Annotated in this window: 25 protein-coding genes; 3 read left to right on the plus strand and 22 right to left on the minus strand. The window is 53.4% G+C overall.

Translation table 11 applies throughout. The annotated features are described in order from the left end of the window. Positions 1-2 precede the first annotated feature (2 nt). The 4 genes from pstB to pstS form a co-directional block, all read right to left on the minus strand. Positions 3-776 carry a phosphate ABC transporter ATP-binding protein PstB gene (pstB, locus tag WFN87_RS21555; protein WP_008457722.1) on the minus strand — a complete coding sequence of 258 codons (774 nt, stop codon included), beginning with the start codon at positions 774-776 and terminating at the stop codon, positions 3-5. A gap of 47 nt (positions 777-823) precedes the next feature. Beyond that, a complete protein-coding gene (gene pstA, locus WFN87_RS21560; RefSeq protein ID WP_008457724.1) occupies positions 824-1,714 on the minus strand; it encodes a phosphate ABC transporter permease PstA in 891 nt (296 codons plus the stop codon). Next, entirely contained in the window at positions 1,711-2,673 is a 963-nt protein-coding gene (pstC, locus tag WFN87_RS21565; RefSeq protein ID WP_008457726.1) for a phosphate ABC transporter permease PstC, read from the minus strand. The genes pstA and pstC overlap by 4 nt, the downstream gene beginning before the upstream one ends. Before the next feature lie 64 nt (positions 2,674-2,737). Beyond that, positions 2,738-3,778 carry a phosphate ABC transporter substrate-binding protein PstS gene (gene pstS / locus WFN87_RS21570; RefSeq protein WP_008457728.1) on the minus strand — a complete coding sequence of 347 codons (1,041 nt, stop codon included), beginning with the start codon at positions 3,776-3,778 and terminating at the stop codon, positions 2,738-2,740. 192 nt (positions 3,779-3,970) lie between these two features. Here pstS and WFN87_RS21575 point away from each other — a divergent pair, with 192 nt between their 5' ends. Further along, entirely contained in the window at positions 3,971-4,354 is a 384-nt protein-coding gene (locus tag WFN87_RS21575; RefSeq protein ID WP_336983690.1) for a hypothetical protein, read from the plus strand. Between the two features lie 63 nt (positions 4,355-4,417). On the opposite strand, the gene WFN87_RS21580 is transcribed toward WFN87_RS21575, so the two are convergent. From WFN87_RS21580 to asnC, 16 genes are all read right to left on the minus strand, one after another. Then, complete coding sequence (locus WFN87_RS21580; protein WP_166994937.1) at positions 4,418-4,825, minus strand: cupin domain-containing protein; 408 nt, start codon at positions 4,823-4,825, stop codon at positions 4,418-4,420. A gap of 169 nt (positions 4,826-4,994) precedes the next feature. Beyond that, a complete protein-coding gene (gene glmS / locus WFN87_RS21585) occupies positions 4,995-6,824 on the minus strand; it encodes a glutamine--fructose-6-phosphate transaminase (isomerizing) (RefSeq protein ID WP_166994939.1) in 1,830 nt (609 codons plus the stop codon). A gap of 279 nt (positions 6,825-7,103) precedes the next feature. Then, positions 7,104-8,474, minus strand: coding sequence for a bifunctional UDP-N-acetylglucosamine diphosphorylase/glucosamine-1-phosphate N-acetyltransferase GlmU (gene glmU, locus WFN87_RS21590; RefSeq protein WP_336983689.1), 1,371 nt, complete (start codon positions 8,472-8,474; stop codon positions 7,104-7,106). Between the two features lie 295 nt (positions 8,475-8,769). Next, the gene (locus WFN87_RS21595) at positions 8,770-9,189 is read right to left on the minus strand and encodes a F0F1 ATP synthase subunit epsilon (RefSeq protein WP_008457739.1); all 420 of its coding nucleotides are present in this window, start codon (positions 9,187-9,189) and stop codon (positions 8,770-8,772) included. A gap of 19 nt (positions 9,190-9,208) precedes the next feature. After that, a complete protein-coding gene (gene atpD, locus WFN87_RS21600) occupies positions 9,209-10,591 on the minus strand; it encodes a F0F1 ATP synthase subunit beta (protein ID WP_008457741.1) in 1,383 nt (460 codons plus the stop codon). Positions 10,592-10,749: 158 nt separating this feature from the next. After that, complete coding sequence (gene atpG / locus WFN87_RS21605) at positions 10,750-11,613, minus strand: F0F1 ATP synthase subunit gamma (RefSeq protein ID WP_008457744.1); 864 nt, start codon at positions 11,611-11,613, stop codon at positions 10,750-10,752. Positions 11,614-11,663: 50 nt separating this feature from the next. Then, positions 11,664-13,205 carry a F0F1 ATP synthase subunit alpha gene (gene atpA, locus WFN87_RS21610; RefSeq protein WP_008457747.1) on the minus strand — a complete coding sequence of 514 codons (1,542 nt, stop codon included), beginning with the start codon at positions 13,203-13,205 and terminating at the stop codon, positions 11,664-11,666. Positions 13,206-13,217: 12 nt separating this feature from the next. Then, entirely contained in the window at positions 13,218-13,751 is a 534-nt protein-coding gene (gene atpH, locus WFN87_RS21615) for a F0F1 ATP synthase subunit delta (RefSeq protein WP_039299001.1), read from the minus strand. 14 nt (positions 13,752-13,765) lie between these two features. Continuing rightward, on the minus strand, positions 13,766-14,236 hold the full coding sequence (gene atpF, locus WFN87_RS21620) for a F0F1 ATP synthase subunit B (protein WP_008457751.1): 471 nt from the start codon (positions 14,234-14,236) through the stop codon (positions 13,766-13,768). Between the two features lie 61 nt (positions 14,237-14,297). Beyond that, entirely contained in the window at positions 14,298-14,537 is a 240-nt protein-coding gene (gene atpE, locus WFN87_RS21625) for a F0F1 ATP synthase subunit C (protein WP_000429386.1), read from the minus strand. Positions 14,538-14,584: 47 nt separating this feature from the next. Beyond that, complete coding sequence (atpB, locus tag WFN87_RS21630; protein ID WP_008457754.1) at positions 14,585-15,403, minus strand: F0F1 ATP synthase subunit A; 819 nt, start codon at positions 15,401-15,403, stop codon at positions 14,585-14,587. A gap of 8 nt (positions 15,404-15,411) precedes the next feature. Next, on the minus strand, positions 15,412-15,792 hold the full coding sequence (gene atpI, locus WFN87_RS21635; RefSeq protein WP_336983688.1) for a F0F1 ATP synthase subunit I: 381 nt from the start codon (positions 15,790-15,792) through the stop codon (positions 15,412-15,414). 619 nt (positions 15,793-16,411) lie between these two features. Continuing rightward, positions 16,412-17,035, minus strand: a complete 624-nt coding sequence (gene rsmG / locus WFN87_RS21640) for a 16S rRNA (guanine(527)-N(7))-methyltransferase RsmG (protein WP_008457757.1) — start codon at positions 17,033-17,035, stop codon at positions 16,412-16,414. 56 nt (positions 17,036-17,091) lie between these two features. After that, complete coding sequence (gene mnmG / locus WFN87_RS21645; RefSeq protein WP_008457760.1) at positions 17,092-18,981, minus strand: tRNA uridine-5-carboxymethylaminomethyl(34) synthesis enzyme MnmG; 1,890 nt, start codon at positions 18,979-18,981, stop codon at positions 17,092-17,094. A 370-nt stretch (positions 18,982-19,351) separates the two neighbouring features. Further along, on the minus strand, positions 19,352-19,801 hold the full coding sequence (mioC, locus tag WFN87_RS21650) for an FMN-binding protein MioC (protein ID WP_008457762.1): 450 nt from the start codon (positions 19,799-19,801) through the stop codon (positions 19,352-19,354). 89 nt (positions 19,802-19,890) lie between these two features. After that, positions 19,891-20,349: a transcriptional regulator AsnC gene (gene asnC / locus WFN87_RS21655; RefSeq protein WP_008457765.1), complete on the minus strand. Its 459-nt coding sequence runs from the start codon at positions 20,347-20,349 to the stop codon at positions 19,891-19,893. Between the two features lie 155 nt (positions 20,350-20,504). On the opposite strand from asnC, the gene asnA reads away from it, so the two are divergent. Then, complete coding sequence (gene asnA / locus WFN87_RS21660) at positions 20,505-21,497, plus strand: aspartate--ammonia ligase (protein ID WP_336983687.1); 993 nt, start codon at positions 20,505-20,507, stop codon at positions 21,495-21,497. A gap of 3 nt (positions 21,498-21,500) precedes the next feature. Here the strand turns inward: asnA and viaA are convergent, their stop codons facing one another. After that, positions 21,501-22,952, minus strand: a complete 1,452-nt coding sequence (viaA, locus tag WFN87_RS21665) for an ATPase RavA stimulator ViaA (protein ID WP_166994947.1) — start codon at positions 22,950-22,952, stop codon at positions 21,501-21,503. After that, on the minus strand, positions 22,949-24,442 hold the full coding sequence (gene ravA, locus WFN87_RS21670; protein WP_008457770.1) for an ATPase RavA: 1,494 nt from the start codon (positions 24,440-24,442) through the stop codon (positions 22,949-22,951). The genes viaA and ravA overlap by 4 nt, the downstream gene beginning before the upstream one ends. Before the next feature lie 224 nt (positions 24,443-24,666). Here ravA and kup point away from each other — a divergent pair, with 224 nt between their 5' ends. After that, a complete protein-coding gene (gene kup / locus WFN87_RS21675) occupies positions 24,667-26,535 on the plus strand; it encodes a low affinity potassium transporter Kup (RefSeq protein ID WP_008457772.1) in 1,869 nt (622 codons plus the stop codon). The last annotated feature ends 94 nt before the right edge of the window (positions 26,536-26,629 follow it).

The raw sequence follows: 26,629 nt of genomic DNA on the forward strand, positions 1-26,629 counted from the left end.
AATCAACCGTAGCGGCCAGTAATGTAATCTTCGGTTTGTTTCTTCGCTGGCGTAGTAAACAGCGTATCGGTTTCGCTGAATTCGATCAGCTCGCCGAGGTACATAAACGCCGTGTGGTCAGAACAACGCGCCGCCTGCTGCATGTTGTGGGTCACGATCACTACGGTATAGTCTTCTTTCAGCTCGGTGATCAGCTCTTCAATACGCCCGGTGGAGATCGGGTCAAGCGCGGAACACGGCTCATCCAGCAGCAGAACTTCCGGGCGAATCGCGATGCCGCGAGCGATGCACAGACGCTGCTGCTGACCACCGGAGAGGCTGTAGCCGCTCTGGTGCAGTTTATCTTTAGTTTCGTTCCACAGCGCGGCTTTGGTCAATGCCCACTGCACGCGTTCATCCATGTCGCTGCGGGACAGCTTTTCAAACAGACGCACGCCAAAAGCGATGTTGTCGTAAATAGACATCGGGAACGGCGTCGGCTTCTGGAAGACCATGCCGACTTTGGCACGCAGCAGGGCGATGTCCTGGCTCTGGGTGAGAATATTTTCTCCATCCAGCAGGATTTCACCTTCTGCACGCTGCTCAGGGTAGAGCGAGTACATTTTGTTAAAGGTACGCAGCAGGGTGGATTTACCACAGCCTGACGGCCCAATGAAGGCGGTAACCTGGTTCTTCGCGATATCCAGATTGATGTTCTTCAGGGCGTGGAACTTACCGTAATAGAAGTTCAGATCGCGAACCTGGATTTTGCCTGGGGCTAAATCAACCTTACTCATCTGTGTCTTAATCTCCGTCCGGCGCCGCGAGGGCCGCGCCGTAAAATTTAACCGTGTTTACTCTTCGAGAAAATCACGCGCGCCAGAATGTTCAGCAGCAGCACGCAGAGGGTAATAATCAGCACCCCTGCCCAGGCCAGCTGTTGCCACTCGGCAAACGGGCTCATCGCAAATTTGAAAATGGTCACCGGCAGGTTGGCGATAGGCTGCATCATGTCCGTGCTCCAGAACTGGTTGGAGAGGGAGGTGAAGAGCAGCGGAGCGGTTTCGCCAGCGATACGGGCAATCGCCAGCAGCACGCCGGTGATAATCCCGGAGACGGACGCCTTAAGCGTAATCGCGGAGATCATCTTCCATTTTGGTGTTCCCAGTGCGTAAGCGGCTTCGCGCAGGCTGTCCGGCACCAGTTTCAGCATGTTTTCAGTGGTACGAATGACGATAGGCACCTGCAGCAGCGCCAGCGCAATCACGCCCGCCCAGCCGGAGAAGTGTTCCATTTTCGCCACCACGATGGTGTAAACGAACAGACCGACCACAATCGATGGGGCGGACAGAAGAATGTCGTTAATAAAACGAATCACTTCGGCCAGGGCGGATTTACGGCCATATTCGGCCAGATAAATCCCGGCCATGATGCCCAGCGGCGTACCGATAACGGTCGCCCACAGGATCAGCAGGCCGCTGCCCGCCAGGGCGTTAGCCAGGCCACCGCCCGCGGTATTAGGCGGAGGCGTCATTTCGGTAAACAGCGCCAGCGACATGCCGTCGATGCCGCGGGTTACCGTGGAAAACAGGATCCACACCAGCCAAAACAGACCGAACACCATGGTCGCCATAGAGAGCGTCAGGGCGATACGGTTCTTCATGCGGCGACGCGCCTGCATTTTGCGGCGCGACTCAGCCAGTGCCGCGCTGCTTTGCATTTCCATCGTGGTCATGAGCGAGCCCCTTCGTTTTTCGCCAGGCGCATAATCATGAACTTAGAGATAGCCAGTACGATAAAGGTAATCACAAACAGAATTAGGCCAAGCTCCATCAGCGCGGCGGTATGCAGGCCGGATTCTGCTTCGGCAAATTCGTTCGCCAGCGCAGAGGTAATACTGTTGCCCGGCATATACAGTGAGGCGCTGTCGAGCTGGTAGGTATTACCGATGATAAAGGTCACCGCCATGGTTTCACCCAGCGCACGGCCAAGACCAAGCATCACGCCGCCGATAACGCCGTTTTTGGTGAACGGCAAAACAATGCGCCAGATAACTTCCCAGGTGGTACAGCCGATGCCGTAGGCCGATTCTTTCATCATCACTGGCGTTTGTTCGAAGACATCGCGCATCACGGAGGCAATGTAAGGGATGATCATAATGGCGAGGATCACGCCGGCGGCAAGAATGCCGATACCAAACGCAGGGCCAGAGAACAGCGCGCCAACGATAGGCACGGCAGAGAGCACGTTGCCTACGGGTTCCTGGAAGTAAGTCGCGAACAGGGGAGCAAAGATAAACAGGCCCCACATGCCGTACACGATACTTGGAATGGCCGCCAGCAGTTCAATGGCGATACCCAGCGGGCGCTTCAGCCAGCCAGGCGCAAGTTCTGTCAGGAACAGCGCGATACCAAAGCTCACCGGAACCGCAATCAGCAGTGCGATAAACGAGGTTACGAGGGTTCCGTAGATCGGCACCAGTGCGCCGAAGACTTCATTAGGGGCATCCCACTCTTTGGACCAGAGGAAAGAGAAGCCAAACTTCTCAATGCTCGGCAGCGAGGAGATAAACAGCGAGATGATAATCCCACCCAGCAGAAATAGCACAATCAGCGCAGCCAGTCTTACCAGCGCACTGAAAATTACATCGCCTTGTTTGCCAGGGGCTTTAAACGTCGGCTTAGTCACAGCCATAGCGTACTCTTCGTAGTTGCTGAATAAACCGGGGTAACATACCTGTTACCCCAGATTTTTGCACTTAGTACAGCGCCTTACCGGAACTGTCTTTTACATTGGTCTTCCATGCAGCGCGAACTTGTTCAACCACAGAGGCTGGCAGCGTTGCGTAATCCAGGGCGTTAGCTTCTTTCGCGCCAGATTTGTATGCCCAGTCAAAGAACTTCAGCACTTCTGCGCCCTGCTCAGGGTTTTTCTGCTCTTTATGGACCAGGATGAAGGTGGTGGAGGTGATTGGCCACGCTTCGTCACCTTTCTGGTTGGTCAGATCCTGTGCGAAGGATTTGCTCCAGTCAGCGCCTTTAGCCGCGTTAGCAAAGTTTGCTTCGGTCGGGCTAACTGGCTTACCGTCAGCGGACAGCAGCTTGGTGTAAGTCAGGTTGTTCTGCTTAGCATAAGCGTATTCAACATAGCCAATGGAGCCTGGCAGACGCTGTACGAAGGCTGCGATGCCGTCGTTGCCTTTGCCGCCCAGACCGGTTGGCCAGTTAACGGTAGAGCCTGCGCCAATTTTAGATTTCCACTCTTCGTTCACTTTAGACAGGTAGCTGGTGAACACGAAGGAAGTACCGGAGCCGTCAGCACGACGAACAACCGCGATGTTCTGATCCGGCAGTTTGTGGCCTGGGTTCAGCTTAGCAATCGCCGGGTCGTTCCATTTTTTGATGGTGCCCAGGTAGATATCACCCAGGGTTTTGCCGTCCAGAACCAGCTCGCCAGACTTAAAGCCTGGCAGGTTAACAGCCAGCACTACGCCACCGATTACGGTAGGGAACTGGAACAGGCCTTCTTGCTGTAATTTGTCATCCGCCAGAGGGGCGTCAGAAGCGCCGAAGTCAACGGTGTTAGCAATGATTTGCTTCACGCCGCCGGAGGAACCGATACCCTGGTAGTTCACCTTGTTACCAGTTTCTTTCTGGTAGGTATCTGCCCACTTGGCATACACCGGCGCAGGGAAGGTTGCACCAGCGCCAGTCAGGCTTGCAGCTGCAAACGCAGTAGAAGCGCTCAGAGATAAGGTCGCGGCGACAACAGTTGCGACAGTGGTACGCATAACGTTCATAATGTCTCCTGCCAGATGTTCGTAAATTGTTGTTTAATTGAATACAGGGTAGAAAATAGGACAGTTTGGTGACAGTTAAATGTACGAATTATGACAGTTTTATGACAATCCGCTCAGCGCCATAAAAAAACACACAACCCCATGTTTTTTAAAGCATCATTAAATTCAGTTTATTTAAAAAGGTGTTTAAAAATGAAAGCCTATCTGTCTGTATTATGTACGATATCACTCATTATGACAGCCTCTACCGTTTACGCTGATGCCGTTGAAGCACGTAATACGGATAGTTTCAGCTCAACGCTCGCCACCTTTTTAGGAAGTAATACCCTCGTCCCTACATCGATTAAGGAAAGCACAATTGTCGAGATGAAGGATCGCCTGGAAAAGTTGCAGTCAAATTACGACGGTAGCGTCAGGAAAATAGATGAGCAGGAAACCAGGCTGGATGAGATGAAAAACAAACTGTCTCAAATGGAAAGTAAAGCCAATGAGCAGCAATCCAAAATGGACAGCCTGAAGCGGGATAACGAGCAGCTTTCCCGCAAGATTGATGAACTCACCCAGAAAATTAAATAACAAAAAAGCCCTCAACTGCGTAGAGGGCTTCTCTATGACTCCGCGACAATTTATCCGGCGACGCTAGAGCACGTCTCTGTCCAGCTCGGGCATCATCACCACGCTCTCCTGCTCGTTAGGATCGGTCCGCGAAATAATCACCACCGCAGGCTCATCGGTATTGTTGTAAGGCAGGTGCGGGGTATCCATTGGGATATAAAGAAAACTGCCGGCGGGAAGCTCAAGAAAATGCTCCAGCCCATCGCCATAAAGCACCGACGAAGTTCCGCTCAGGGCATAAATTGCGGTTTCATGGTGTTCGTGCTTGTGGGCTTTAGCCTGCGAACGAGGAGGTATGGTCGCCAGCTGCATATGGATATGCTGTGAATCGACGGCCTCCTTTGAAACACCTACCTGATAAGAAAGCCCCTGCTTGCCTATAAATACTGGCTGCGGCTTGACCAGCCGACAGTGAGGTTTGTTTGCCGACATTTGTTGTTTCCCGCTCAGAAATAAAAACACCCTGCAAACTCGCCGTTCGCAGGGTGGATGCGAAAGCTAACCCGGTATTTCGCCCGAGGTTAGCTTCGTTTATAGCATTATTGATCTGGTGAGAAACGGCTTTTCCATCCGCTAATCGCGACTGATTAGTGACAAAAAATTACTCAACCGTTACTGATTTCGCCAGGTTACGCGGCTGATCCACGTCGGTGCCTTTGATCAGCGCCACGTGGTAGGACAGCAGTTGCAGCGGCACGGTGTAGAAGATAGGCGCAATCACCTCTTCCACATGCGGCATCTCGATGATGTGCATGTTGTCGCTGCTGGTAAAGCCGGCGTCACGGTCGGCGAACACATACAGCTGGCCACCGCGGGCGCGAACCTCTTCGATGTTGGATTTCAGTTTTTCCAACAGCTCGTTGTTCGGAGCCACAACGATAACCGGCATATCGGCATCGATCAGCGCCAGCGGGCCGTGCTTCAGCTCGCCTGCCGCATAGGCTTCAGCGTGAATATAGGAGATCTCTTTCAGCTTCAGCGCACCTTCCATGGCGATCGGGTACTGATCGCCACGGCCAAGGAACAGCGCATGATGTTTGTCAGAGAAATCTTCCGCCAGCTGCTCAATGCGTTTGTCCTGGGACAGCATTTGCTCGATACGGCTTGGCAGCGCCTGCAGGCCATGTACGATATCTTGCTCAACCTGTGCGTCAGCGCCTTTCAGGCGGCTCAGCTTAGCCACCAGCATCAACAGTACGGTCAGTTGAGTGGTAAACGCTTTGGTTGAGGCCACGCCGATTTCCGTTCCGGCATTGGTCATCAGCGCCAGGTCGGATTCACGCACCAGAGAAGAGCCTGCCACGTTACAAATCGCCAGCGAACCGAGATAGCCCAGCTCTTTGGAAAGGCGCAGCGCCGCGAGGGTGTCCGCCGTTTCGCCAGACTGGGAAAGGGTGATCATCAGGCTGTTGCGGCGCACCGCAGATTTGCGGTAGCGGAATTCAGAGGCGATTTCGACATCGCAAGGCACGCCGGCCAGCGCTTCAAACCAGTAGCGGGAAACCATACCTGAGTTATAGGACGTACCGCAGGCTACGATTTGAATATGCTCAACTTGAGAGAGCATTTCATTGGCTTTTGGCCCCAGCTCCGTCAAATCCACTTCACCGTGGCTGATGCGCCCGGCCAGGGTGTTTTTGATGGCGTTCGGCTGCTCGTAGATCTCTTTCTGCATGTAATGACGGTAAATGCCTTTGTCGCCCGCGTCATACTGCAGATTGGATTCGATGTCCGGGCGCTGAACCTGCTCGCCTTTAGTATCAAAAACGGTCACCGCGCGACGGGTCACTTCTGCGATATCACCTTCTTCGAGGAAGATAAAGCGGCGGGTTACCGGCAACAGCGCCAACTGATCGGAGGCGATAAAGTTTTCACCCATGCCCAGGCCGATGACCATCGGGCTACCGGAACGCGCGGCCAGCAGCACATCCGGGTTACGGGTATCCATGATTACGGTGCCATAAGCGCCGCGAAGCTGAGGAATAGTGCGAAGGACAGCGTCGCGCAGCGTGCCACCCTGCTCCAGTTCCCAATGCACCAGATGAGCAATAACTTCGGTATCCGTCTGGGAGACAAACGTGTAGCCGCGAGACTGCAGCGCTTCACGCAGCGGCTCGTGGTTTTCGATAATACCGTTGTGTACGACCACAATGTGGTCGGAAACATGTGGGTGAGCATTAATTTCTGAAGGTTCGCCGTGCGTTGCCCAACGGGTATGGGCAATCCCGGTGCCGCCATGCAGAGCGGTTTCTTCCGCAGCTTCCGCCAGTTTCTGTACTTTACCCAGACGACGCAGACGGGTCATGTGACCTTTGTCGTCAACAACCGCCAGGCCCGCAGAGTCGTACCCGCGGTATTCCAGACGACGAAGCCCTTCGAGAAGGATTTCAGCGATATCACGTTGCGCCACTGCGCCAACAATTCCACACATAATTTTTAAGTCCTGATAATGGCGTTAGCCATGTGTTGTCGCTGACCTGTTTATTCCGGTTTTCCGGAGCCCCGAGCCTTGTAGAGAGTGGGGTTATTTTTATGGTTACTGCCTTTGGGCGGGGCGTTTTCAAGAACGACCCTCACCCCAGCCCTCTCCCTTCCAGGGAGAGGGCGGAAATCTGTGTTTTGTTCAGCTCCCTGGCCCTTAGAGAGGAAGGGAAAGCTGTCTCAGTCCAGTTCCCTCTCCCTTTGGGGAGAGGGTTAGGGTGAGGGGAAATTACTTTTTCTTAACCGGACGCTGCCAGCCCTGAATGTGTTTCTGTTTTACGCGGCTGATCACCAGTTCATTTTCAGCAATGTCGCGCGTCACTGTCGTCCCGGCGCCAATGGTGACACCGCTGGCCACGGTGATCGGGGCCACCAGTTGAGTATCAGAGCCAACAAACACGTCATCACCAATGATCGTTTTATGTTTGTTCGCACCGTCGTAATTGCAGGTAATTGTGCCTGCACCGATGTTCACGTTGTCGCCAATTTCGGCATCACCGAGGTAGCTCAAATGGCCCGCTTTAGAACCTTTCCCCAGACGAGCTTTCTTCATTTCAACGAAGTTGCCCACGTGAGCGCCTTCCGCTAGTTCCGCGCCAGGGCGCAGGCGGGCAAATGGCCCGATGGTGCAGGCGGCTTCAAGCGTCGCATCTTCAATAACCGTATACGGACTGATTTCGCAGTCATCACCGATAACGGCATTTTTAATCACGCAGCCGGTCCCAATCTTCACGCGGTTACCCAGCGTAACGCGGCCTTCCACAATGACATTAGTATCTATTTCAACATCGCGCCCGTGCGTGAATTCACCGCGTAGATCGAACCGAGCCGGATCGCGGAGCATAACGCCCGCCAGCAGCAGCTTATCGGCCTGCTCCGTCTGGTAAACGCGCTCCAGGCGAGAAAGCTGCAGGCGGTTATTCACGCCTTCAACTTCACTCAGGCGATCCGGATGAACGGCGGCAATCTCACGCCCTTCACCATGAGCCAGAGCAATAATGTCCGTGATGTAAAACTCGCCCTGGGCGTTGTTGTTATCCAGCTTGCCGAGCCAGCGCTTCAGATCTGCGCCGTTAGCCACCAGAATCCCGGTGTTGATTTCATTGATTTTGCGCTGTTCTTCACTGGCGTCTTTATGCTCAACGATGCCAACGACCTTGCCATTTTCCCGCGCAATGCGGCCATAGCCGGTCGGATCATCAAGCTTAACGGTCAGCAAACCAATGCCGCCCTGCGGTTTAGCTTCACGCAGGCGCCGTAAAGTTTCGACGGAGATCAGCGGCACATCGCCGTACAGCATCAGAATGTCTTCGTCATCGGCAAAGAACGGTGCCGCCATCTGCATCGCGTGGCCGGTTCCCAGCTGCTCCGCCTGCAGCACCCAGTTAAGCGAGCCGTCGTTCAGGGTTTGCTTTAGCAGATCCCCGCCGTGGCCATACACCAGGTTTACCCGCTGGGCGCCTAATTTATTAGCGGCATCAATGACATGCTGAACCATTGGCTTCCCAGCCAGCGTGTGCAGCACCTTTGGAAGATCTGAGTACATGCGGGTTCCTTTGCCGGCGGCAAGGATAACCACGCTCATTGCGCTGTTTGACATACGTGTCCTGAATCTGTTTAGTGTGTGAAGTAAAGCGATTTAGCCTTGAAAATTCTACATATTTTGCACCAAAAAATACGTTGCTGCTAATTTCACCGCCTTGAGATTATCTGCGTCTTTTATAGCAGTAATCGCGGCAGAATCCATGAGAATTAAGGCCGAAACAGGGGCTAAACACCCCGAGAAAACCGCTATCTAGCTGGTTTTATGGTTATTTTGAGCATGGAATAAAGCTGAGAAATAAAAAATGCCAGTCAGGTTTCCCGGACTGGCATTTGTCTTTTCAAGCAGGTAGTTACATCGCTTTTTTGGTTAACTCGATAACGCGCAGTTTGGCGATCGCTTTAGCCAGTTCAGCAGAAGCCTGAGCGTAATCCACGTCACCGTGGGAGCTGTGCATGTGCTCTTCAGCTTTGCGTTTCGCTTCCAGGGCACGCGCTTCGTCGAGATCCTGGCCGCGAATTGCGGTGTCAGCCAGGACGGTTACGTTACCCGGCTGCACTTCCAGAACACCGCCGGACAGGTAGATAAACTCTTCATGTCCGTGCTGTTTAACGATGCGAATCATACCAGGCTTAATGGCGGTGAGCAGCGGGGCGTGACCTGGGTAGATACCCAGCTCACCTTCGCTACCCGTTACCTGGATCTTTTCGACCAGACCGGAGAACATTTGCTGCTCCGCGCTGACGACGTCCAGGTGGTAAGTCATAGCCATGTCACCCTCCGATTAGGCGTTAAAGTTTTTTCGCTTTCTCAACGGCTTCGTCGATGGAGCCAACCATGTAGAACGCCTGCTCTGGCAGATGGTCGTATTCGCCGTCCATGATGCCTTTAAAGCCACGGATGGTATCTTTCAGCGAAACGTATTTGCCTGGAGAACCGGTAAAGACTTCTGCTACGAAGAATGGCTGAGACAGGAAGCGCTGGATCTTACGCGCACGTGCTACAACCAGTTTGTCTTCTTCGGACAGTTCGTCCATACCCAGAATCGCGATGATGTCTTTCAGTTCCTGGTAACGCTGCAGGATAGACTGGACGCCACGCGCGGTATCGTAGTGCTCCTGACCAACAACCAGTGGATCCAGCTGACGGCTGGTGGAGTCCAGCGGGTCAACTGCCGGGTAAATACCCAGAGATGCGATCTGACGGCTCAGCGTAACAGTTGAGTCCAGGTGCGCAAAGGTGGTCGCCGGAGACGGGTCAGTCAAGTCATCCGCAGGAACGTAAACGGCCTGTACGGAGGTGATAGAACCGGTCTTGGTGGAGGTAATACGCTCCTGAAGAACACCCATCTCTTCTGCCAGAGTTGGCTGATAACCTACCGCAGAAGGCATACGACCCAGCAGTGCAGATACTTCTGTACCGGCCAGGGTATAACGGTAGATGTTATCAACGAACAGCAGAACGTCGCGGCCTTCGTCACGGAATTTTTCCGCGATGGTCAGACCGGTCAGCGCTACGCGCAGACGGTTACCTGGTGGCTCGTTCATCTGGCCGTAAACCAGTGCTACTTTATCCAGAACGTTGGAGTCGGTCATTTCGTGGTAGAAGTCGTTACCCTCACGAGTACGTTCACCCACGCCCGCAAACACGGAATAACCGGAGTGCTCGATCGCGATGTTACGGATCAGCTCCATCATGTTTACGGTTTTACCTACGCCCGCACCACCGAACAGACCAACTTTACCGCCCTTAGCGAACGGACAAATCAGGTCGATAACTTTGATGCCGGTTTCCAGCAGTTCCTGAGAGCTGGACAGCTCTTCGTAGGAAGGTGCTGCACGGTGAATAGCCCAACGGTCTTCTTCGCCGATGTCGCCTTTCATGTCGATTGGCTGACCCAGTACGTTCATGATACGGCCCAGGGTCGCTTTACCTACCGGGACTTCGATCGGGTGCTCGAGGTCATTGACTTGCAGACCGCGACGCAGACCGTCGGAGGAACCCATTGCGATGGTACGCACGATACCGCCGCCGAGCTGCTGCTGAACTTCCAGCACCAGCTTCTCATTGTTGTTCTGTACCTCAAGCGCGTCATAAACGCGCGGTACGCCGTCCTGAGGGAACTCGACGTCCACCACGGCGCCGATTACCTGGACAATCTTTCCAGTAGCCATCTTGAATCCTCTACGTAATTCGTTTACCCGTCATATTTCAATTTGCAGATGCGTTGACTGCCTTCCCTCACCTCCGTCACTTACTGAAGTAAGCTCTTGAGGATTTGCTCAGTTGGCGTCTTTCTGCAAACCGAACTATTTAGGGTAATAAACCTGGTTTAAACCGCGGACGCACCACCGACGATTTCGGTAAGTTCCTGAGTAATGCTGGCCTGACGAGCTTTGTTGTATACCAACCGCAGCTCTTTAATCAGGCTGCCGCCGTTATCGGTTGCGGCTTTCATCGCCACCATACGTGCGGCCTGCTCGCTGGCCAGGTTTTCTACGACGCCCTGATAAACCTGAGACTCAACATAACGACGCAGCAGGGTGTCCAGCAGCGCTTTCGGGTCCGGTTCGTACAGGTAGTCCCAGGATTTACGCTTCAGATCCTCATCTTCTGATGCCGGTAACGGCAGCAGCTGAGTGATGGTCGGAACCTGAGACATGGTGTTAACAAATTTGTTGCTGACAACGTACAGCTTGTCCAGACGACCTTCGTCGTAGGCTTGCAGCATCACTTTCACCGGGCCGATCAGTTCAGACAGGGAAGGGGTATCTCCCATGCCGGTAACCTGAGCAACCACGTTGCCGCCAACGGAGTTGAAGAAAGAAACGCCTTTAGAGCCGATCATCGCGAGTTCGCTCTGAACGCCCTTATCGGACCACTCTTTCATATCCGCCAGCACTTTTTTGAACAAGTTAATGTTCAAACCGCCGCACAAACCACGATCGGTCGACACCACCAGGTAGCCCACGCGCTTAACGTCGCGTTCTTCCAGGTATGGGTGCTTATATTCCAGATTACCGTTCGCAAGGTGACCAATCACTTTGCGCATGGTATCTGCATAAGGACGGCTGGCCGCCATGCGATCCTGCGATTTACGCATTTTGGAAGCGGCGACCATCTCCATCGCTTTGGTGATCTTCTGCGTGTTCTGGACGCTTGCGATCTTACTACGTATCTCTTTTGCGCCGGCCATGAGCTTCTCCTCAATGCCTTGCGGCTTGCCCTAGAGCAAGCCGCCAGACGTTACCAGGACTGGGTTGCTTTAAAGGAGTCGAGGATGCCTTTCAGCTTGCCTTCGATCTCGTCGTTATAGCCACCGGTCTGGTTAATTTCTTGCATCAGCGGAGCGTGATCACGGTCAGCGTAAGCCAGCAGAGCGGCTTCGAAGCTACCGATTTTCGCCAGTTCCACGTCTTCGAGGTAACCGCGTTCAGCCGCGAACAGCACCAGACCCTGTTGTGCAACAGACATTGGGGCATACTGTTTCTGTTTCAGCAGCTCGGTCACTTTCTGACCGTGGCTCAGCTGTTTACGGGTGGCTTCATCCAGATCGGATGCGAACTGAGAGAACGCAGCCAGTTCACGATACTGTGCCAGCGCGGTACGAATACCACCGGACAGTTTCTTGATGATCTTGGTCTGAGCAGCACCACCAACACGAGATACCGAAATACCTGGGTTAACTGCCGGACGAATACCGGAGTTAAACAGGTTGGTTTCCAGGAAGATCTGACCATCGGTAATCGAAATTACGTTGGTTGGAACGAACGCAGAAACGTCACCCGCCTGGGTTTCGATGATCGGCAGAGCGGTCAGGGAGCCGGTTTTACCTTTAACTTCACCTTTGGTGAAAGCTTCCACGTATTCCGCGTTAACGCGGGATGCGCGCTCCAGCAGACGGGAGTGGAGGTAGAACACGTCGCCCGGGAAGGCTTCACGACCTGGTGGACGACGAAGCAGCAGGGAAACCTGACGATAAGCAACAGCCTGTTTAGACAGGTCATCGTATACGATCAGCGCATCTTCACCGCGGTCACGGAAGTATTCGCCCATTGCGCAACCAGCATATGGTGCCAGGTATTGCAGTGCAGCGGATTCAGAAGCAGTTGCCACAACAACGATGGTGTTGGACAGTGCGCCGTGCTCTTCCAGTTTACGAACCACGTTAGAAATGGTGGACGCTTTCTGGCCGATAGCCACGTACACACATTTAATACCGGAGTCACGCTGGTTGATGATGGCATCGATTGCCATCGCGGTTTTACCAGTCTGACGGTCACCGATGATCAGCTCACGCTGGCCACGGCCGATTGGAATCATCGCATCGACGGATTTATAACCGGTCTGCACCGGCTGATCGACGGACTGACGTTCGATTACGCCTGGCGCGATAACTTCGATTGGCGAGAAGCCATCGTTATCAACCGGACCTTTACCGTCGATTGGTGCACCCAGGGTGTTCACCACGCGGCCCAACAGGCCACGGCCAACCGGAACTTCCAGAATACGGCCAGTACACTTAACCTTCATGCCTTCGGCGAGGTCAGCGTATGGGCCCATCACTACAGCACCTACGGAGTCGCGCTCCAGGTTCAGTGCGATAGCGTAACGGTTACCCGGCAGGGAAATCATCTCACCCTGCATACAATCGGCCAGGCCGTGAACGCGGATAATACCGTCACTTACAGAAACAATAGTACCTTCGTTATGAGCTTCGCTCACAACATTGAACTGAGCAATGCGCTGCTTGATCAGTTCGCTGATTTCGGTGGAATTCAGTTGCATGCTCCAGTCCCCTTAAGACTGCAAGACGTCTGCAAGACGTTCAAGACGGCCGCGTACGCTACCGTCAATGACCATATCACCCGACTGGATGATAACGCCCGCCATAACAGACTTATCGATTTTGCAATTCAGCTTAACTTTGCGTGACAGACGTTTTTCCATTGCGGACGTAATGTTTGCAAGCTGTTCATGGCTAAGTTCAGCCGCGGAGGTTACCTGAACCTCTGCAATCGCTTCACTCAGCGCGCGTAAATGCGCGAACTGCTCAAGAACATCCGGGAGCGCTTTTAAACGACCGTTATCAGCCATCACCTTAATCAGGTTCTGGCCGTTGGCGTCCAGCTGCTCGCCGCAAATGGCGATGAACGAATCTGCGAGCGTTTCTGGTGCCAGGGCACCGGAAAGAAGCTCTTCCATTTGTTCGTTTTTCGTTACCTCGGCAGCAAACGCCAGCATATTCTGCCAGCGGTCTACGCTCTGGTGTTCGACGGCAAAGTCAAAAGCTGCTTTGGCGTAGGGGCGAGCTACAGTAACAAATTCAGACATCAGCCCCTCCCTCCTTACAGTTCAGCGACCAGTTTATCGACGATGTCGCTGTTAGCAGCTTCATCTACGGAACGTTCGATTATCTTCTCGGCACCGGCAATTGCCAGCAGAGCGACCTGCTTACGCAGCTCTTCACGAGCGCGTTTACGCTCAGCGTCGATTTCTGCCTGAGCCTGCCCAACGATTTTATTACGTTCCTGCTCTGCCTCAGTTTTCGCTTCATCAAGGATCTGGGCACGGCGTTTGTTCGCCTGCTCAATGATCACCTGAGCTTCCGCTTTGGCTTTTTTCAGCTGGTCGGTCGCGTTGGCCTGTGCAAGGTCAAGGTCCTTTTGAGCACGTTCTGCAGAAGCAAGACCGTCAGCAATTTCTTTCTGACGTTTCTCGATGGCTGCCATTAATGGCGGCCATACGTACTTCATGCAGAACAGAACAAACAGGACAAACGCGATGGCCTGGCCGAGGATTGTTGCGTTAATGTTCACAGCACAATGCCTCTTTGTTAGTTAACGTTCTGATATTACTAGATGACTCAAACATCGCTCACTAGGCGACGGCGAACATCACGTACAGACCCAGACCAACAGCGATCATTGGGATTGCATCCACCAGACCCATTACGATAAAGAACTGAGTACGCAGCAGTGGAATCAGATCTGGTTGGCGTGCAGCGCCTTCCAGGAATTTGCCCCCGAGGATGCCGATACCGATCGCAGCACCGATTGCCGCCAGACCCATCATCACAGCGGCAGCCATGTACAGCAGATCCATATTCAGGTTTTCCATGACAGTCTCCAAGTTTGTTTCAGTTAAACGCAGTAGTGGTAAGTAAATTAATGTTCTTCAGACGCCATCGACAGATAGACGATCGTCAGAACCATGAAGATGAAGGCTTGCAGCGTAATAATCAGGATGTGGAAAATGGCCCACGGCACATTCAGAATCCACTGTGACCACCACGGCAACAGACCTGCAATCAGAATGAAAATCAGCTCACCGGCATACATGTTGCCGAACAGTCGCAGACCCAGTGATACAGGTTTGGACAGCAGGCTTACCCCTTCAAGGATTAAGTTGACAGGAATAAATGCCCAGTGATTGAACGGCTGCAGCGTCAGCTCTTTCGTGAAGCCGCCAATGCCTTTCATTTTGATGCTGTAGAACAGAATGAGGATAAACACGCCTAGCGCCATAGACAGGGTGATATTCACGTCCGCAGACGGCACCACGCGCAGGGCTGGCAGGCCTAAGAAGTGCTCGCCGATAAGCGGCAGCAGATCGATAGGCAACAGATCCATCAAGTTCATCAGGAAGACCCAGACGAAAATCGTCAGAGCGAGTGGAGCGATAACCTTGCTTTTGCCATGGTACATGTCTTTCACGCTGCCATGCACAAAGCCAATAATCAGCTCGATAAAAGTCTGAAATTTACCCGGGACGCCGCTGGTTGCGGTTTTCGCCACTTTACGGAACAACACCAAGAACACCAGCCCCAGAAATACTGAGAAGAACATGGAGTCGATGTTGAGCGTCCAGAAGGTAGCCGGGGGGTTATGCGGATCCACCAGCGAGAAAGTACGCAGGTCCAACTGAAGGTTATTCAGGTGGTGACCTATATACTCCTGCGGTGTAGAGATTTCTCCTGCAGACATGATGCCTCTTACCCTTTGTTGTTAATTACAGCTGGTGCGAGTATCTGCACAACCAGCACCGAAACCCACGTCACTATTAGCGGCAATACCACCGCCTTAAAGTACGCCAGCGCCACCACTAAAATGATGAAGGTCGCAATCACCTTTAGCACTTCGCCGAAAGCGAATGTCCAGGCCACGCGGCCTTTTGCGGGTGTATGCGCCTGATGACGCCAGGCAAAAATCATAAACAGCGAGTTTGGCAACCAAACCGCCAGGCCTCCACCGAGAGCGGAAGCGCCCCAAGAAGGAGCTTTAAGGCAAAACAGCAGTCCAATTGCTACCACAGCCAGAAGTTGGATGAACAGAAGCTTGCGGGCTACGTTCTTACTCAAGAGCGACACAGACATGACGTTTCCTAACTCCTGCTACCTATGAGGTATGTCGCGTGTCGTATAAAACTGTCTTTGCGACGCTGAGTCAAGCCTCAAAAAGCGAGCAAATTATACGGTGCGGCCCAGTGATTTCAAACAATAAGTAGCGAAAAGGTGAACAAATGTTTAATTAATTTTCCGCAGAGCCGTTTTCTGACTTTTGGTGAATCGCATCGGCTTCCTCAAAAAGTGCAAATAAGCCGAAATCCCTGACAGCAAAGCGTGCACACGATCACAAATTAAACATCTTATCGGCAGACATTATTTTGCCGCTTAAGAAAGCACTAATTACAGATGACTGATAATTAAGCTGATTAATGTGCACTCTGTTTAAAACAAGCTGAAACATCATAAAAACCTTTCATTGACATTCCAGTTAAACTTTTAACATCCGACAAAGGCCGTTTTTCGGCATAATTTTAGCCGGATGATATTTTCGAATAAAATTATTACCCTGGTAATTAATCACTTTTAAGTTAAAAGCAGGATAAATCCGAGTTAAAGATTGGTTAAATGTAACCAACCATTACATCGATCGCCCCGCCGTTTTTTAACCTCAGTGAAACATCTCTATCGCGTCGTTTTTTGATAAATATTAAGTTTTGTTTGCCTTAATCAGCACCAAATGCCTCTCCCCTTCCAGGCTCGGCACGTTGAGTTTGACGATATTTTCAACGGTGAATCCGGCAGGCAGTTGGGTAATTTCTTCATCCGGACGCACCCCTTTCAGCGCATAGAACTTCCCGTGCGCAGCAGGCAGATGGTGACACCAGTTCACCATGTCGCTTAGCGAGGCAAAAGCCCGGCTGATAACGCCGTCAAACGGAGGTTCCGCCGGAAAATCCTCCACGCGACTTTGTACCGGAGTAATGTTTTCCAGCTTCAGCTCGTGCTGGACCTGACGCAGGAATCGCACACGCTTGCCGAGGCTGTCCAGCAGGGTGAAATGCGAATCAGGGCGCACGATTGCCAGCGGGATCCCAGGCAGACCAGGGCCCGTGCCAACGTCGATAAACCGGCTGCCCTGCAAATGCGGTTCGACCACAATGCTATCCAGAATATGCCGCACCAGCATTTCATCAGGATTACGCACCGAAGTGAGGTTATAGGCCTTGTTCCATTTGTCGAGCAGCGAAACATAGCCCACCAGTTGCTGCTGCTGATTTTCAGGGAGAGTGATGCCCGCTTCTTTCAGCAGGCGAGATAATTTAGTCAGCACGTCATAAACCCATCAAAAAAAGAGGCCAGGATTGCCTGGCCTGTTGTCGTCTGTTTTTAAGCGCTGCGTCGCAGCAGCCCTTGTTTTTTAAGCCAGACAAGCAAAATAGAGATTGCCGCAGGGGTAATACCCGAGATGCGCGATGCCTGGCCAATGGAAACCGGTTTGTGATCGTTAAGTTTGGCGATCACTTCGTTAGACAGCCCGCTCACCTGACTATAGTCGAGCGTGGCTGGTAACACAGTATTCTCATTGCGTTGCTGTTTTTCAATCTCATCCTGCTGGCGTGCAATATAGCCTTCGTATTTAACCTGGATCTCGACCTGCTCTGCAGCCTGAGGATCTTGAAGTCCTGGCGCAAAGGTCGACAGCTGCGTCATCGCCGCGTAGGTCATTTCTGGGCGACGCAGCAGATCTTCGCCGTTAGCTTCTTTGGAAAGCGGGGCACTGAGCTGCGCGTTCACCTCTGCTACCTGCTCAGAGTTCGGGTGCAGCCAGATATCTTTCAGGCGCTGACGCTCACGTTCGATCATTTCCAGCTTGTCGTTGAAGCGAGCCCAGCGAGCATCATCCACCAGACCCAGCTCACGGCCAGCTTCGGTGAGACGCAGGTCGGCGTTGTCTTCACGCAGCATCAGGCGATATTCAGCCCTGGAAGTAAACATACGGTACGGTTCTTTGGTCCCCAGAGTGCACAGGTCATCAACCAGCACGCCAAGGTAAGCCTGATCGCGACGCGGTGCCCAACCCTCTTTCTCGGCAGAGAACCGAGCGGCATTGAGACCGGCAAGCAGACCCTGAGCAGCGGCTTCTTCGTAACCAGTGGTGCCGTTGATCTGACCAGCAAAGAACAGCCCCTGGATAAATTTGCTTTCCAGCGTTGGTTTCAGATCGCGCGGATCGAAAAAGTCATACTCAATCGCGTAGCCTGGGCGAACGATCTTCGCATTCTCCATTCCCTTCATCGAACGAACGATTTGCATCTGAACGTCAAAGGGCAGGCTGGTGGAGATCCCGTTCGGGTAAATCTCGTTGCTGGTCAGCCCTTCAGGCTCCAGGAAGATTTGGTGCGCGTTGCGATCGGCAAAACGCATCACTTTGTCTTCGATAGACGGACAGTAACGAGGACCAATGCCTTCGATAATCCCTGCATACATTGGACTGCGGTCGAGGTTATTACGAATGACCTCGTGAGTTTGCTCATTGGTATGCGTGATGTAGCAAGGTACCTGCTCCGGGTGCTGGTTCACGTTCCCCATGAAGGAGAACACCGGCATCGGGTTATCTCCGTGCTGCGGAGCAAGTACGCTGAAATCAATGGTGCGGGCGTCAATGCGCGGAGGTGTCCCGGTTTTCAGGCGACTGACGCGCAAAGGCAGTTCACGTAAGCGACGTGAGAGCGGGATCGACGGAGGATCGCCTGCACGGCCGCCGCTGTAGTTATCCAGCCCGATGTGGATCTTACCATCCAGGAAGGTGCCTACCGTCAGCACAACCGCTTTCGCGCGGAATTTAAGCCCCATCTGGGTGACCGCACCGACGACACGATCGTTCTCAACGATAAGATCTTCAACCGCCTGCTGGAAAATCATCAGGTTTGGCTGGTTCTCCAGCGCGGTGCGCACGGCCTGACGGTAAAGCACGCGGTCTGCCTGAGCGCGAGTGGCGCGGACTGCCGGGCCTTTGCTGGCGTTTAGTATTCTAAACTGAATACCTGCATGATCGATCGCGGTAGCCATCAGGCCGCCGAGAGCATCCACTTCCTTAACCAAATGTCCCTTGCCAATACCGCCAATAGCCGGGTTACAGGACATCTGTCCCAGCGTGTCGATATTGTGTGTCAGAAGCAGGGTCTGCTGACCCATACGAGCTGCGGCCATTGCCGCCTCTGTGCCTGCATGACCCCCGCCGATGATAATGACGTCAAAAGGATCTGGATAAAACATGGTAACTGCCTCGGTTTCGCGAATGAGGGTTTGTGACTTCCCGGGCTGGGGATTCTACTCAACTTTAGTCTTTCGAGAAAGCATCGGGATCTTCGGTTATTAAAAGAAGATCTTTTTTATTTAAAGATCTCTTTATTGTGATCTCTTATTAGGATCGACCACCTCTGTGGATAAGCCATTTATCCATTTAAGGATCAACAACCTGGAAAGGATCGTTTGCTGTGTACTACCGGTGATCCCAGACCGTATAAGCTGGGATCAGAATTGAGGTTTATGCACAACTCAAAAAGTGAACAGCGGTTGTTATTGGGATAACTACGGGTTAATCCAAGCTTTTAACCAGAGTTATCCACATCTGATCGCGCAATCTTTACACTTCAGGGAGTAAATTAATCCAGGAACCAACCCAAATTTCGGCTGGATCCTCAGGAATGTCGTGATCGAGGATGTTAATTTTGAGCAAGGATCCTATGCGGGTTGCACCACATTCGGTCAGAAGCAGATCGATCTTCTCTATAGCACCGCAAAACGTATCGTATTCACGGCTGCCGATCCCGATCGCGCCATAGCTTACGTCGCTCAGATCCGGGCGCTGTTCATTTATAGCGTCATAGAAAGGCTGCAGGTTGTCCGGCAGATCGCCAGCACCATGTGTGGAAGAGACCACCAGCCAGATACCGCTGGCTTTAAGATCTTCTAAAAGAGGGCCATGCAGCATTTCAGTGCCGTGTCCCGCTTCTTCAAGCTTCTCTGCCAGATGTTCTGCTACATATTCGGCACTACCCAGAGTACTGCCGCTAATCAGAGTGATATCAGCCATTGTGTCCCGCCTTTTCAAATCGTCGCGTATTGTACGCTGTGAAAGAGCGGGGATCTACCTGTGGATAATATGGGTATTAAAATTAACGATCAGGGCCGGATAGTGCGCATGATCGGGTTCTGCAGCGAGATCAGCGTTTCAGTGGACTGAATTTCATCGATTGTTTGGATCTTGTTGATAAGTACCTGCTGGAGGGCATCAATGGATCGGCACATCACCTTAATAAAGATGCTGTAGTGGCCGGTGGTGTAGTAAGCCTCAGTCACCTCATCCAGGTTTTCCAGCTTGGTCAGAGCGGAGGGATAATCTTTGGCGCTTTTCAGAATGATGCCAATAAAGCAGCAGACATCGTAGCCGAGCTGCTTCGGGCTGATGTCGATGCGCGCCCCGGTAATGATCCCCGCCTGCTTCATCTTTTCGACGCGCACGTGAATGGTGCCCGGGCTGACGCCAAACTGTTTGGCCAGTTCTGCATATGCGGTGCGGGCATTGGCCATTAATGCTTCGAGTATGCCGCGATCGAGATTGTCGATCTGATAATTATCCATCACTTTTTCCTATGATAAATGCCGATTTTCCATTTTTTATAGCCTTAAATTCGTTGATTAAAAAGAGGCTGGCCTTTTTTATTGTTGATTATTGAATACGGTGACGTTTCTGTTGCTTAATCGATGACAGAAACACCACAACAAAGAGAAAAGCCATGAAAACCGCCTGGATTGCTAAACAACGTCAGATCAGTTTTGTGAAAACCCATTTTTCCCGTCAACTGGAAGAGAAGCTGGGCCTGATAGAAGTACAGGCACCGATCCTCAGCCGCGTAGGGGATGGCACACAGGACAACCTTTCTGGCAGCGAGAAAGCAGTGCAGGTGAAGGTGAAAACCTTGCCGCAGGCGCAGTTTGAAGTGGTGCATTCGCTGGCCAAATGGAAAAGAAAAACGCTCGGCCAGCACGACTTCAGCGCGGGCGAAGGGCTTTACACGCACATGAAAGCTCTTCGCCCCGATGAAGACCGTTTATCCCCGATTCACTCGGTCTATGTCGATCAGTGGGACTGGGAACGCGTGATGGGTGACGGCGAACGCCACACCGGCACGCTAAAACAAACCGTAGAGAGCATCTGGGCGGCAATTAAGGCTACCGAGGCTGAAGTGAGTGAACGGTTTGGCCTGGCTGCCTTGCTGCCGGAGAAAATCCATTTTGTTCACAGCGAAACGTTATTGCAGCGCTTCCCTGGTCTGGACGCAAAAGGCCGCGAGCGGGCTATCGCTAAAGAACTTGGCGCGGTCTTCTTAATCGGCATCGGGGGCAAGCTGTCGGACGGGAAACGTCACGACGTCCGCGCCCCGGATTATGATGACTGGTCAACCGGCGGGGAAGCAGGTTTACCGGGGCTGAACGGCGATATCCTGGTCTGGAACCCGGTGCTGGAAGATGCGCTGGAGCTTTCTTCTATGGGGATCCGCGTGGATGCGGACACCCTGAAGCGCCAGCTGGCGATCACCGGAGATGAAGACAGGCTCCAGCTCGAATGGCACCAGTCGTTGGTGAAAGGTGAAATGCCGCAAACCATCGGCGGCGGCATTGGCCAGTCTCGTCTGACGATGCTGCTGCTTCAGCTGCCGCATATTGGCCAGGTCCAGTGCGGCGTCTGGTCGCCAGAAGTGCAGGCTAAGGTTAGCGACCTGCTGTGAGTCTTAGCGCCGCCAGCGACGCAGCAGGCGGCTTCTCATCCCGGTGTCAAAGCGCCAGATATGGTCAAAGATGCGCATGATGCCGGGTTTTCCATGCCCTGACATGGCGACCGCGTGAAAGCGGTTCTGATACTGCCGCTGCAGCGCCTTCACGCTGCTGACGACATCGTCCGGTAGCCGCTGGGCGATAAAATCTGAGATCACCACCGCATCGGCATCGTGCCAGTCTCCGGTTTGCATTTTTTCCAGGATCGAGCGGAAACAGCTGGCAAGATCCGTCCCGCCGCTGAAGTGCTGGCTTAAAAAACGGATCGCCTGATCGATGCCGTCCCGCCCGCTGACCTCATAGCGCACCACTTCGCTGGAAAACAGCATAATAAAGCAGCGCCGGTTGTCGGCGAGGGCAATGCGCATCAGCGCCAGGCAAAAAGCCTTTGCGCATTGCTCGTTGAATCCGCCCATGGAGCCTGAAGTGTCCACGCAGACAATAAATGGCCCGCGAGGTTGTTCGTCAAAATCCTGATGGGCGACCGGGCGTTCGATGATTTTTTCACGCCATGCGTCACCGTGCAGACGGTAAGTGAGCAGTTGCTTCTCCACCAGACGGCGGTAGAACTCAAATTCCAGTTCGGTAATCCCAAGGGTTGCCAGTTCGGGCGGCAGCAGGCGCAGGATATCGTCGCTGCGCTGTAGGCCGTCAACCTGTTCGGGCACGGTGGCAGGTTCCCGAACCAGCATACGCCAGGGCTCCGTGGGGGAATCTTTCCGCGGGACCGATTTTGCCTCGCGGGAGCGGCCCAGCTGTTCGGCAAGCTGCATCAGCTCGGGCTGGCCGGTGAGAAACTCGCCGTATTGCACAATCAGCTGATAGTCCCCGCGCTTGAGCGTGCCGCCGCTCATGTCCCACAGCTTGCCCGCTGCTTTATCGTTTTCGGCAAGTGCGGGGTCCAGTTGCCCGCTAAGTGCCAGCCGCTCCTGAATCTCCGCCAGCAGCTTGTCGCGCTCGTCTTCTAACAACTGCTGGTTAAGCGACGTGGCCTGTACAACCAGGCTCAACCGCCAGCGCTGCAGAAACAGCGTATGCTGCGCCGGGGTGAAGTGCGGGTTATCAGCCACCAGCGTTTTGGCCTGTTCATAGAACGGCGAGCCGAGCTTATGCAGCAGCTGAATAATTTCCGGCAGCCGCATGATGAGCTGCCCGGTGGTGAGTAACTGACTCTGCTGGTAGCAAAGGACTTCCTGCGCCAGCTCATCCGGGACGTGTCCGTCCTTCAGTCGGCCTTTGAGCTGGTCTCGCCAGCGAGGTAAGTCTTCACTAACTGCTTTTTTCAAACGCGGGAATTTTTCGAAAAACACCGCCAGCTGCGGGGCAGCCAGCAGGGTAATAATGATCTCTTCTATCAGTTCGCCTTCACCAATAGTCAGGATCATATCCAGCGTTTCAACGCTTATCATTGCCGGGCCTGTTTCAGCTGTGCCGCAACGTCCTGCAGGCTGGCTTCAATTTTTCCCAGCCAGTCGCTTTCAATAAACAGGCATTTTTGCTGATCGTTAAAGCGCTCGTGCTGCTGGTGTAACGCGGCGTCGAGATCGTCAAACTGCTTTTTGATCTCATCCGGTACGCCCTGTTGCTGGTGGCCCGGCAGCGCCAGCCGTGTGGCCTGGAGGCTAACATCGCGAATGGTCAGGTGCAGGCTGTTGTCCACTTCAAGGTTAAGCAACTGCGCAAAACCAATGCCGTTCAACTTGCCGCGGATCTCGCCTCCTTTATTAAGCCACTGCGCCAGCGCCTCACGCGCCAGGGTGATATGAATCACTTCGATATCGTGCAGTTTCAGCGGCTTTTGCAGTAAAAGCGTTAGCGTTTCGCCGGTTATCTCATCCGGGAGCTGGTACTGCGGCTTGCGGCTGAACATACCGGTCTGCTTGAGCACGGTGAAAGCGTCCCGATCGCTGCTTTGCTGCTGAAGCTGGAGGCGGCGCTGGACGATGCCGCTGAGCTTGCTCAGAATGGCCTGCTGCTGCCACGCGTGGCCGGTCATCAAAACTTCAATCTGCTGCTGCATCAAATTCATGGTTGCCGTGTCGTGCCACAGACAGTCTTTGAGCAGGATAAGATCGATAGGCGCCACGGCATCGCGGCCGTTAAAGAAGGCGCTGGCCTGCAGCAGACGAATGGCTTTTTTCCAGCGGCGATCGGATACATAAGGTGCCCCCGGCGTGGCCTCAAGCAGCTGCCTCAGGGTGAAGATCAGTTCAAAAACGTCGTCCGGCAGCGCGACGCCGCCAATTTGCTGTTGCCAGGTGAAATATTCTTCATCGGTAACCTGCAGGTTTTCGGTGACCGGATTAAAGTTTTCGTCGTGCTGGCTGATGAGCATTGAGCGGAAATTCGCTTTGTCCTGTACTTTGTCGAGCCACAGGCGGATTAGCATGCGGTCATACAGCGCTTCCAGGCTGCTGTCCGCTTCGGGCAATTCGTTGGAGGCGGCCACCAGCAGGCGCATGGGGATTTTGTCTTCGCTGGCGCCATTGCGGAAGCGGCGTTCGTTAATGGCGGTCAGCAGGGTGTTTAGAATTGCCGGGCCGGCTTTCCAGATCTCATCCAGAAACACGATTTCGGCTTCCGGCAGGTAGCCGGCGGTCAGGCGCTCATAGCGGCCTTCATCTTTCAGCGCCTGAATAGAAAGCGGGCCAAAAACTTCTTCTGGCGTTGAGAAGCGAGTCATTAGATATTCAAAGGCGCGCGCTTCGCGAAAGGCGAATTTCAGGCGGCGGGCGATCAGGCTTTTTGCAATGCCTGGCGGACCAAGTAAAAAGACGCTTTCGCCGCTCAGCGCCGCCAGCAAACAGAGACGAACGGCGTGCTGACGTTCAAAAAGTCCCTTTTCCAGCGCCTGGCTGAGACGAGAAATTCTTTCAGCCAGCAAATGTGATTGAGCCATAATTAGCTTTGCATCCTTACGCGGTTAACCCTGTGGAGAAACGCGAGTATAGCGTTTATTTTTAGCCAGTTAATGTGCTGATTATGCCGCATGCAACGTTTGAGCTGAGATAAGTCAAATGCATTTAGGAGTACGATTTACACAATTATCGTGCATACTGTGCGCCGTTTTGTGGGCCAAGGGACTAAGCACACGTTTTCGGGATTCCAACAAAAGATTAGTCTATGAGCGCTGATAATAAACAATCGTTGCCGGCCGTTACGCTGGCTGCTATCGGGGTTGTGTACGGTGATATAGGTACCAGCCCGCTTTATACCCTTCGTGAATGCCTGTCCGGGCAGTTTGGGTTTGGCGTTGAACGCGACGCCGTGTTTGGCTTTTTGTCGTTAATTTTTTGGCTGTTGGTACTGGTCGTCTCCATCAAATATCTCACCTTCGTGATGCGGGCGGATAACGCCGGGGAAGGCGGGATCTTAACGCTAATGTCGCTTGCCGGGCGTAATACGACGGCGCGAATGACCTCTGTACTGGTGATCATGGGGTTGATTGGCGGCAGCTTCTTCTACGGCGAGGTGGTTATCACACCGGCGATATCGGTGATGTCGGCCATAGAGGGTCTTGAGATAGCCGCGCCGCAGCTCGATCAGTACATTGTTCCCCTTTCTATTATTGTTCTGACGCTGCTGTTTATGATTCAGAAGCACGGCACCGGGATGGTGGGCAAGCTGTTTGCTCCGGTGATGCTGCTGTGGTTCCTGACGCTCGCTGTTCTGGGCGCGCGCAGTATCATCGGCAACCCGGAAGTTCTGCAGGCGCTTAACCCGGCCTGGGCGGTGAATTTCTTCGTGCAGTACAAAGCCGTGTCGTTCGTTGCTCTCGGCGCTGTTGTGCTGGCTATAACCGGGGTTGAAGCGCTATATGCAGATATGGGGCACTTTGGTAAGCTCCCGATTCGCATCGCGTGGTTTATCGCGGTTCTGCCTTCATTAGTTCTGAACTATTTTGGCCAGGGCGCGCTGCTGTTAAAGAACCCGGAAGCGATTAAAAACCCGTTCTTCCTGCTGGCACCTGACTGGGCGCTGATCCCTTTATTGGTCCTGGCGACGCTGGCAACGGTTATTGCCTCTCAGGCCGTGATTTCCGGCGTATTCTCGCTGACTCGTCAGGCGGTTCGCCTGGGTTACCTCTCGCCAATGCGTATCATCCATACCTCGGAAATGGAGTCCGGGCAGATTTACATTCCAGCGATTAACTGGATTCTGTATATCGCCGTGGTGATCGTCATCGTTAGCTTCGAACATTCAAGTAACCTGGCGGCGGCATACGGGATCGCAGTAACCGGCACGATGGTGCTGACCTCGATTCTCTGCTGTACCGTCGCGCGCAAAAACTGGCACTGGAATAAAATTGCCGTGCTCCTGATGTGCGTGGGCTTCCTGTTTATCGACGTGCCGCTGTTCTCTGCTAACCTCGAGAAAATCGTCTCTGGCGGCTGGCTGCCGCTCACGCTGGGGCTTGTCATGTTTACCATCATGACGACGTGGAAGAGCGAGCGTTTCCGCCTGCTGCGCCGTATGCACGAGCACGGTAACTCGCTGGAAGCGATGATTGCGTCCCTTGAGAAGTCTCCGCCGGTTCGCGTACCGGGCACCGCGGTTTATATGTCCCGCGCGTTGAACGTGATCCCGTTTGCCATGCTGCACAACCTGAAGCACAACAAAGTGCTGCATGAGCGAGTCGTACTGCTGACGCTGCGCACCGAAGATGCCCCATACGTTCACAACGTTAAACGCGTTTCTATTGAGCAGCTGTCACCCACCTTCTGGCGCGTGGTGGCCAGCTACGGCTGGCGTGAAACGCCGAACGTGGAAGAGATTTTCCACCGCTGTGGTTTGGAAGGCTTAAGCTGTCGGATGATGGAAACCTCGTTCTTCATGTCGCATGAGTCGCTGATTATCGGTAAGCGTCCGTGGTATCTCCGCCTGCGCGGCAAGCTGTTCCTCGCCCTGCAGCGAAATGCCCTGCGCGCGCCTGATCAGTTTGAGATCCCGCCGAACAGGGTTATCGAGCTGGGCACCCAGGTCGAGATTTAAGTCAGCCAGTCTTTACTGGCCTGATGCCCTCACCCCAATCCTCTCCCACAAGGAGAGGGCGCAAAGACTAAAAAACGGTACTCAGGTACCGTTT

Source organism: Cedecea sp. AS113, from assembly GCF_037152415.1.
GTDB lineage: Bacteria > Pseudomonadota > Gammaproteobacteria > Enterobacterales > Enterobacteriaceae > Cedecea.

Coding starts and splice junctions, on each gene's coding strand:
- atpD (WP_008457741.1), bottom strand. CDS start 10,591: ATGGCTACTGGAAAGATTGTCCAGGTAATCGGCGCCGTGGTGGACGTC.
- pstB (WP_008457722.1), bottom strand. CDS start 776: ATGAGTAAGGTTGATTTAGCCCCAGGCAAAATCCAGGTTCGCGATCTG.
- atpE (WP_000429386.1), bottom strand. CDS start 14,537: ATGGAAAACCTGAATATGGATCTGCTGTACATGGCTGCCGCTGTGATG.
- WFN87_RS21595 (WP_008457739.1), bottom strand. CDS start 9,189: ATGGCTATGACTTACCACCTGGACGTCGTCAGCGCGGAGCAGCAAATG.
- atpI (WP_336983688.1), bottom strand. CDS start 15,792: ATGTCTGTGTCGCTCTTGAGTAAGAACGTAGCCCGCAAGCTTCTGTTC.
- pstC (WP_008457726.1), bottom strand. CDS start 2,673: ATGGCTGTGACTAAGCCGACGTTTAAAGCCCCTGGCAAACAAGGCGAT.
- kup (WP_008457772.1), top strand. CDS start 24,667: ATGAGCGCTGATAATAAACAATCGTTGCCGGCCGTTACGCTGGCTGCT.
- ravA (WP_008457770.1), bottom strand. CDS start 24,442: ATGGCTCAATCACATTTGCTGGCTGAAAGAATTTCTCGTCTCAGCCAG.
- viaA (WP_166994947.1), bottom strand. CDS start 22,952: ATGATAAGCGTTGAAACGCTGGATATGATCCTGACTATTGGTGAAGGC.
- atpA (WP_008457747.1), bottom strand. CDS start 13,205: ATGCAACTGAATTCCACCGAAATCAGCGAACTGATCAAGCAGCGCATT.
- mnmG (WP_008457760.1), bottom strand. CDS start 18,981: ATGTTTTATCCAGATCCTTTTGACGTCATTATCATCGGCGGGGGTCAT.
- atpH (WP_039299001.1), bottom strand. CDS start 13,751: ATGTCTGAATTTGTTACTGTAGCTCGCCCCTACGCCAAAGCAGCTTTT.
- mioC (WP_008457762.1), bottom strand. CDS start 19,801: ATGGCTGATATCACTCTGATTAGCGGCAGTACTCTGGGTAGTGCCGAA.
- pstA (WP_008457724.1), bottom strand. CDS start 1,714: ATGACCACGATGGAAATGCAAAGCAGCGCGGCACTGGCTGAGTCGCGC.
- atpG (WP_008457744.1), bottom strand. CDS start 11,613: ATGGCCGGCGCAAAAGAGATACGTAGTAAGATCGCAAGCGTCCAGAAC.
- atpB (WP_008457754.1), bottom strand. CDS start 15,403: ATGTCTGCAGGAGAAATCTCTACACCGCAGGAGTATATAGGTCACCAC.
- asnA (WP_336983687.1), top strand. CDS start 20,505: ATGAAAACCGCCTGGATTGCTAAACAACGTCAGATCAGTTTTGTGAAA.
- asnC (WP_008457765.1), bottom strand. CDS start 20,349: ATGGATAATTATCAGATCGACAATCTCGATCGCGGCATACTCGAAGCA.
- pstS (WP_008457728.1), bottom strand. CDS start 3,778: ATGAACGTTATGCGTACCACTGTCGCAACTGTTGTCGCCGCGACCTTA.
- WFN87_RS21575 (WP_336983690.1), top strand. CDS start 3,971: ATGAAAGCCTATCTGTCTGTATTATGTACGATATCACTCATTATGACA.
- glmS (WP_166994939.1), bottom strand. CDS start 6,824: ATGTGTGGAATTGTTGGCGCAGTGGCGCAACGTGATATCGCTGAAATC.
- WFN87_RS21580 (WP_166994937.1), bottom strand. CDS start 4,825: ATGTCGGCAAACAAACCTCACTGTCGGCTGGTCAAGCCGCAGCCAGTA.
- glmU (WP_336983689.1), bottom strand. CDS start 8,474: ATGTCAAACAGCGCAATGAGCGTGGTTATCCTTGCCGCCGGCAAAGGA.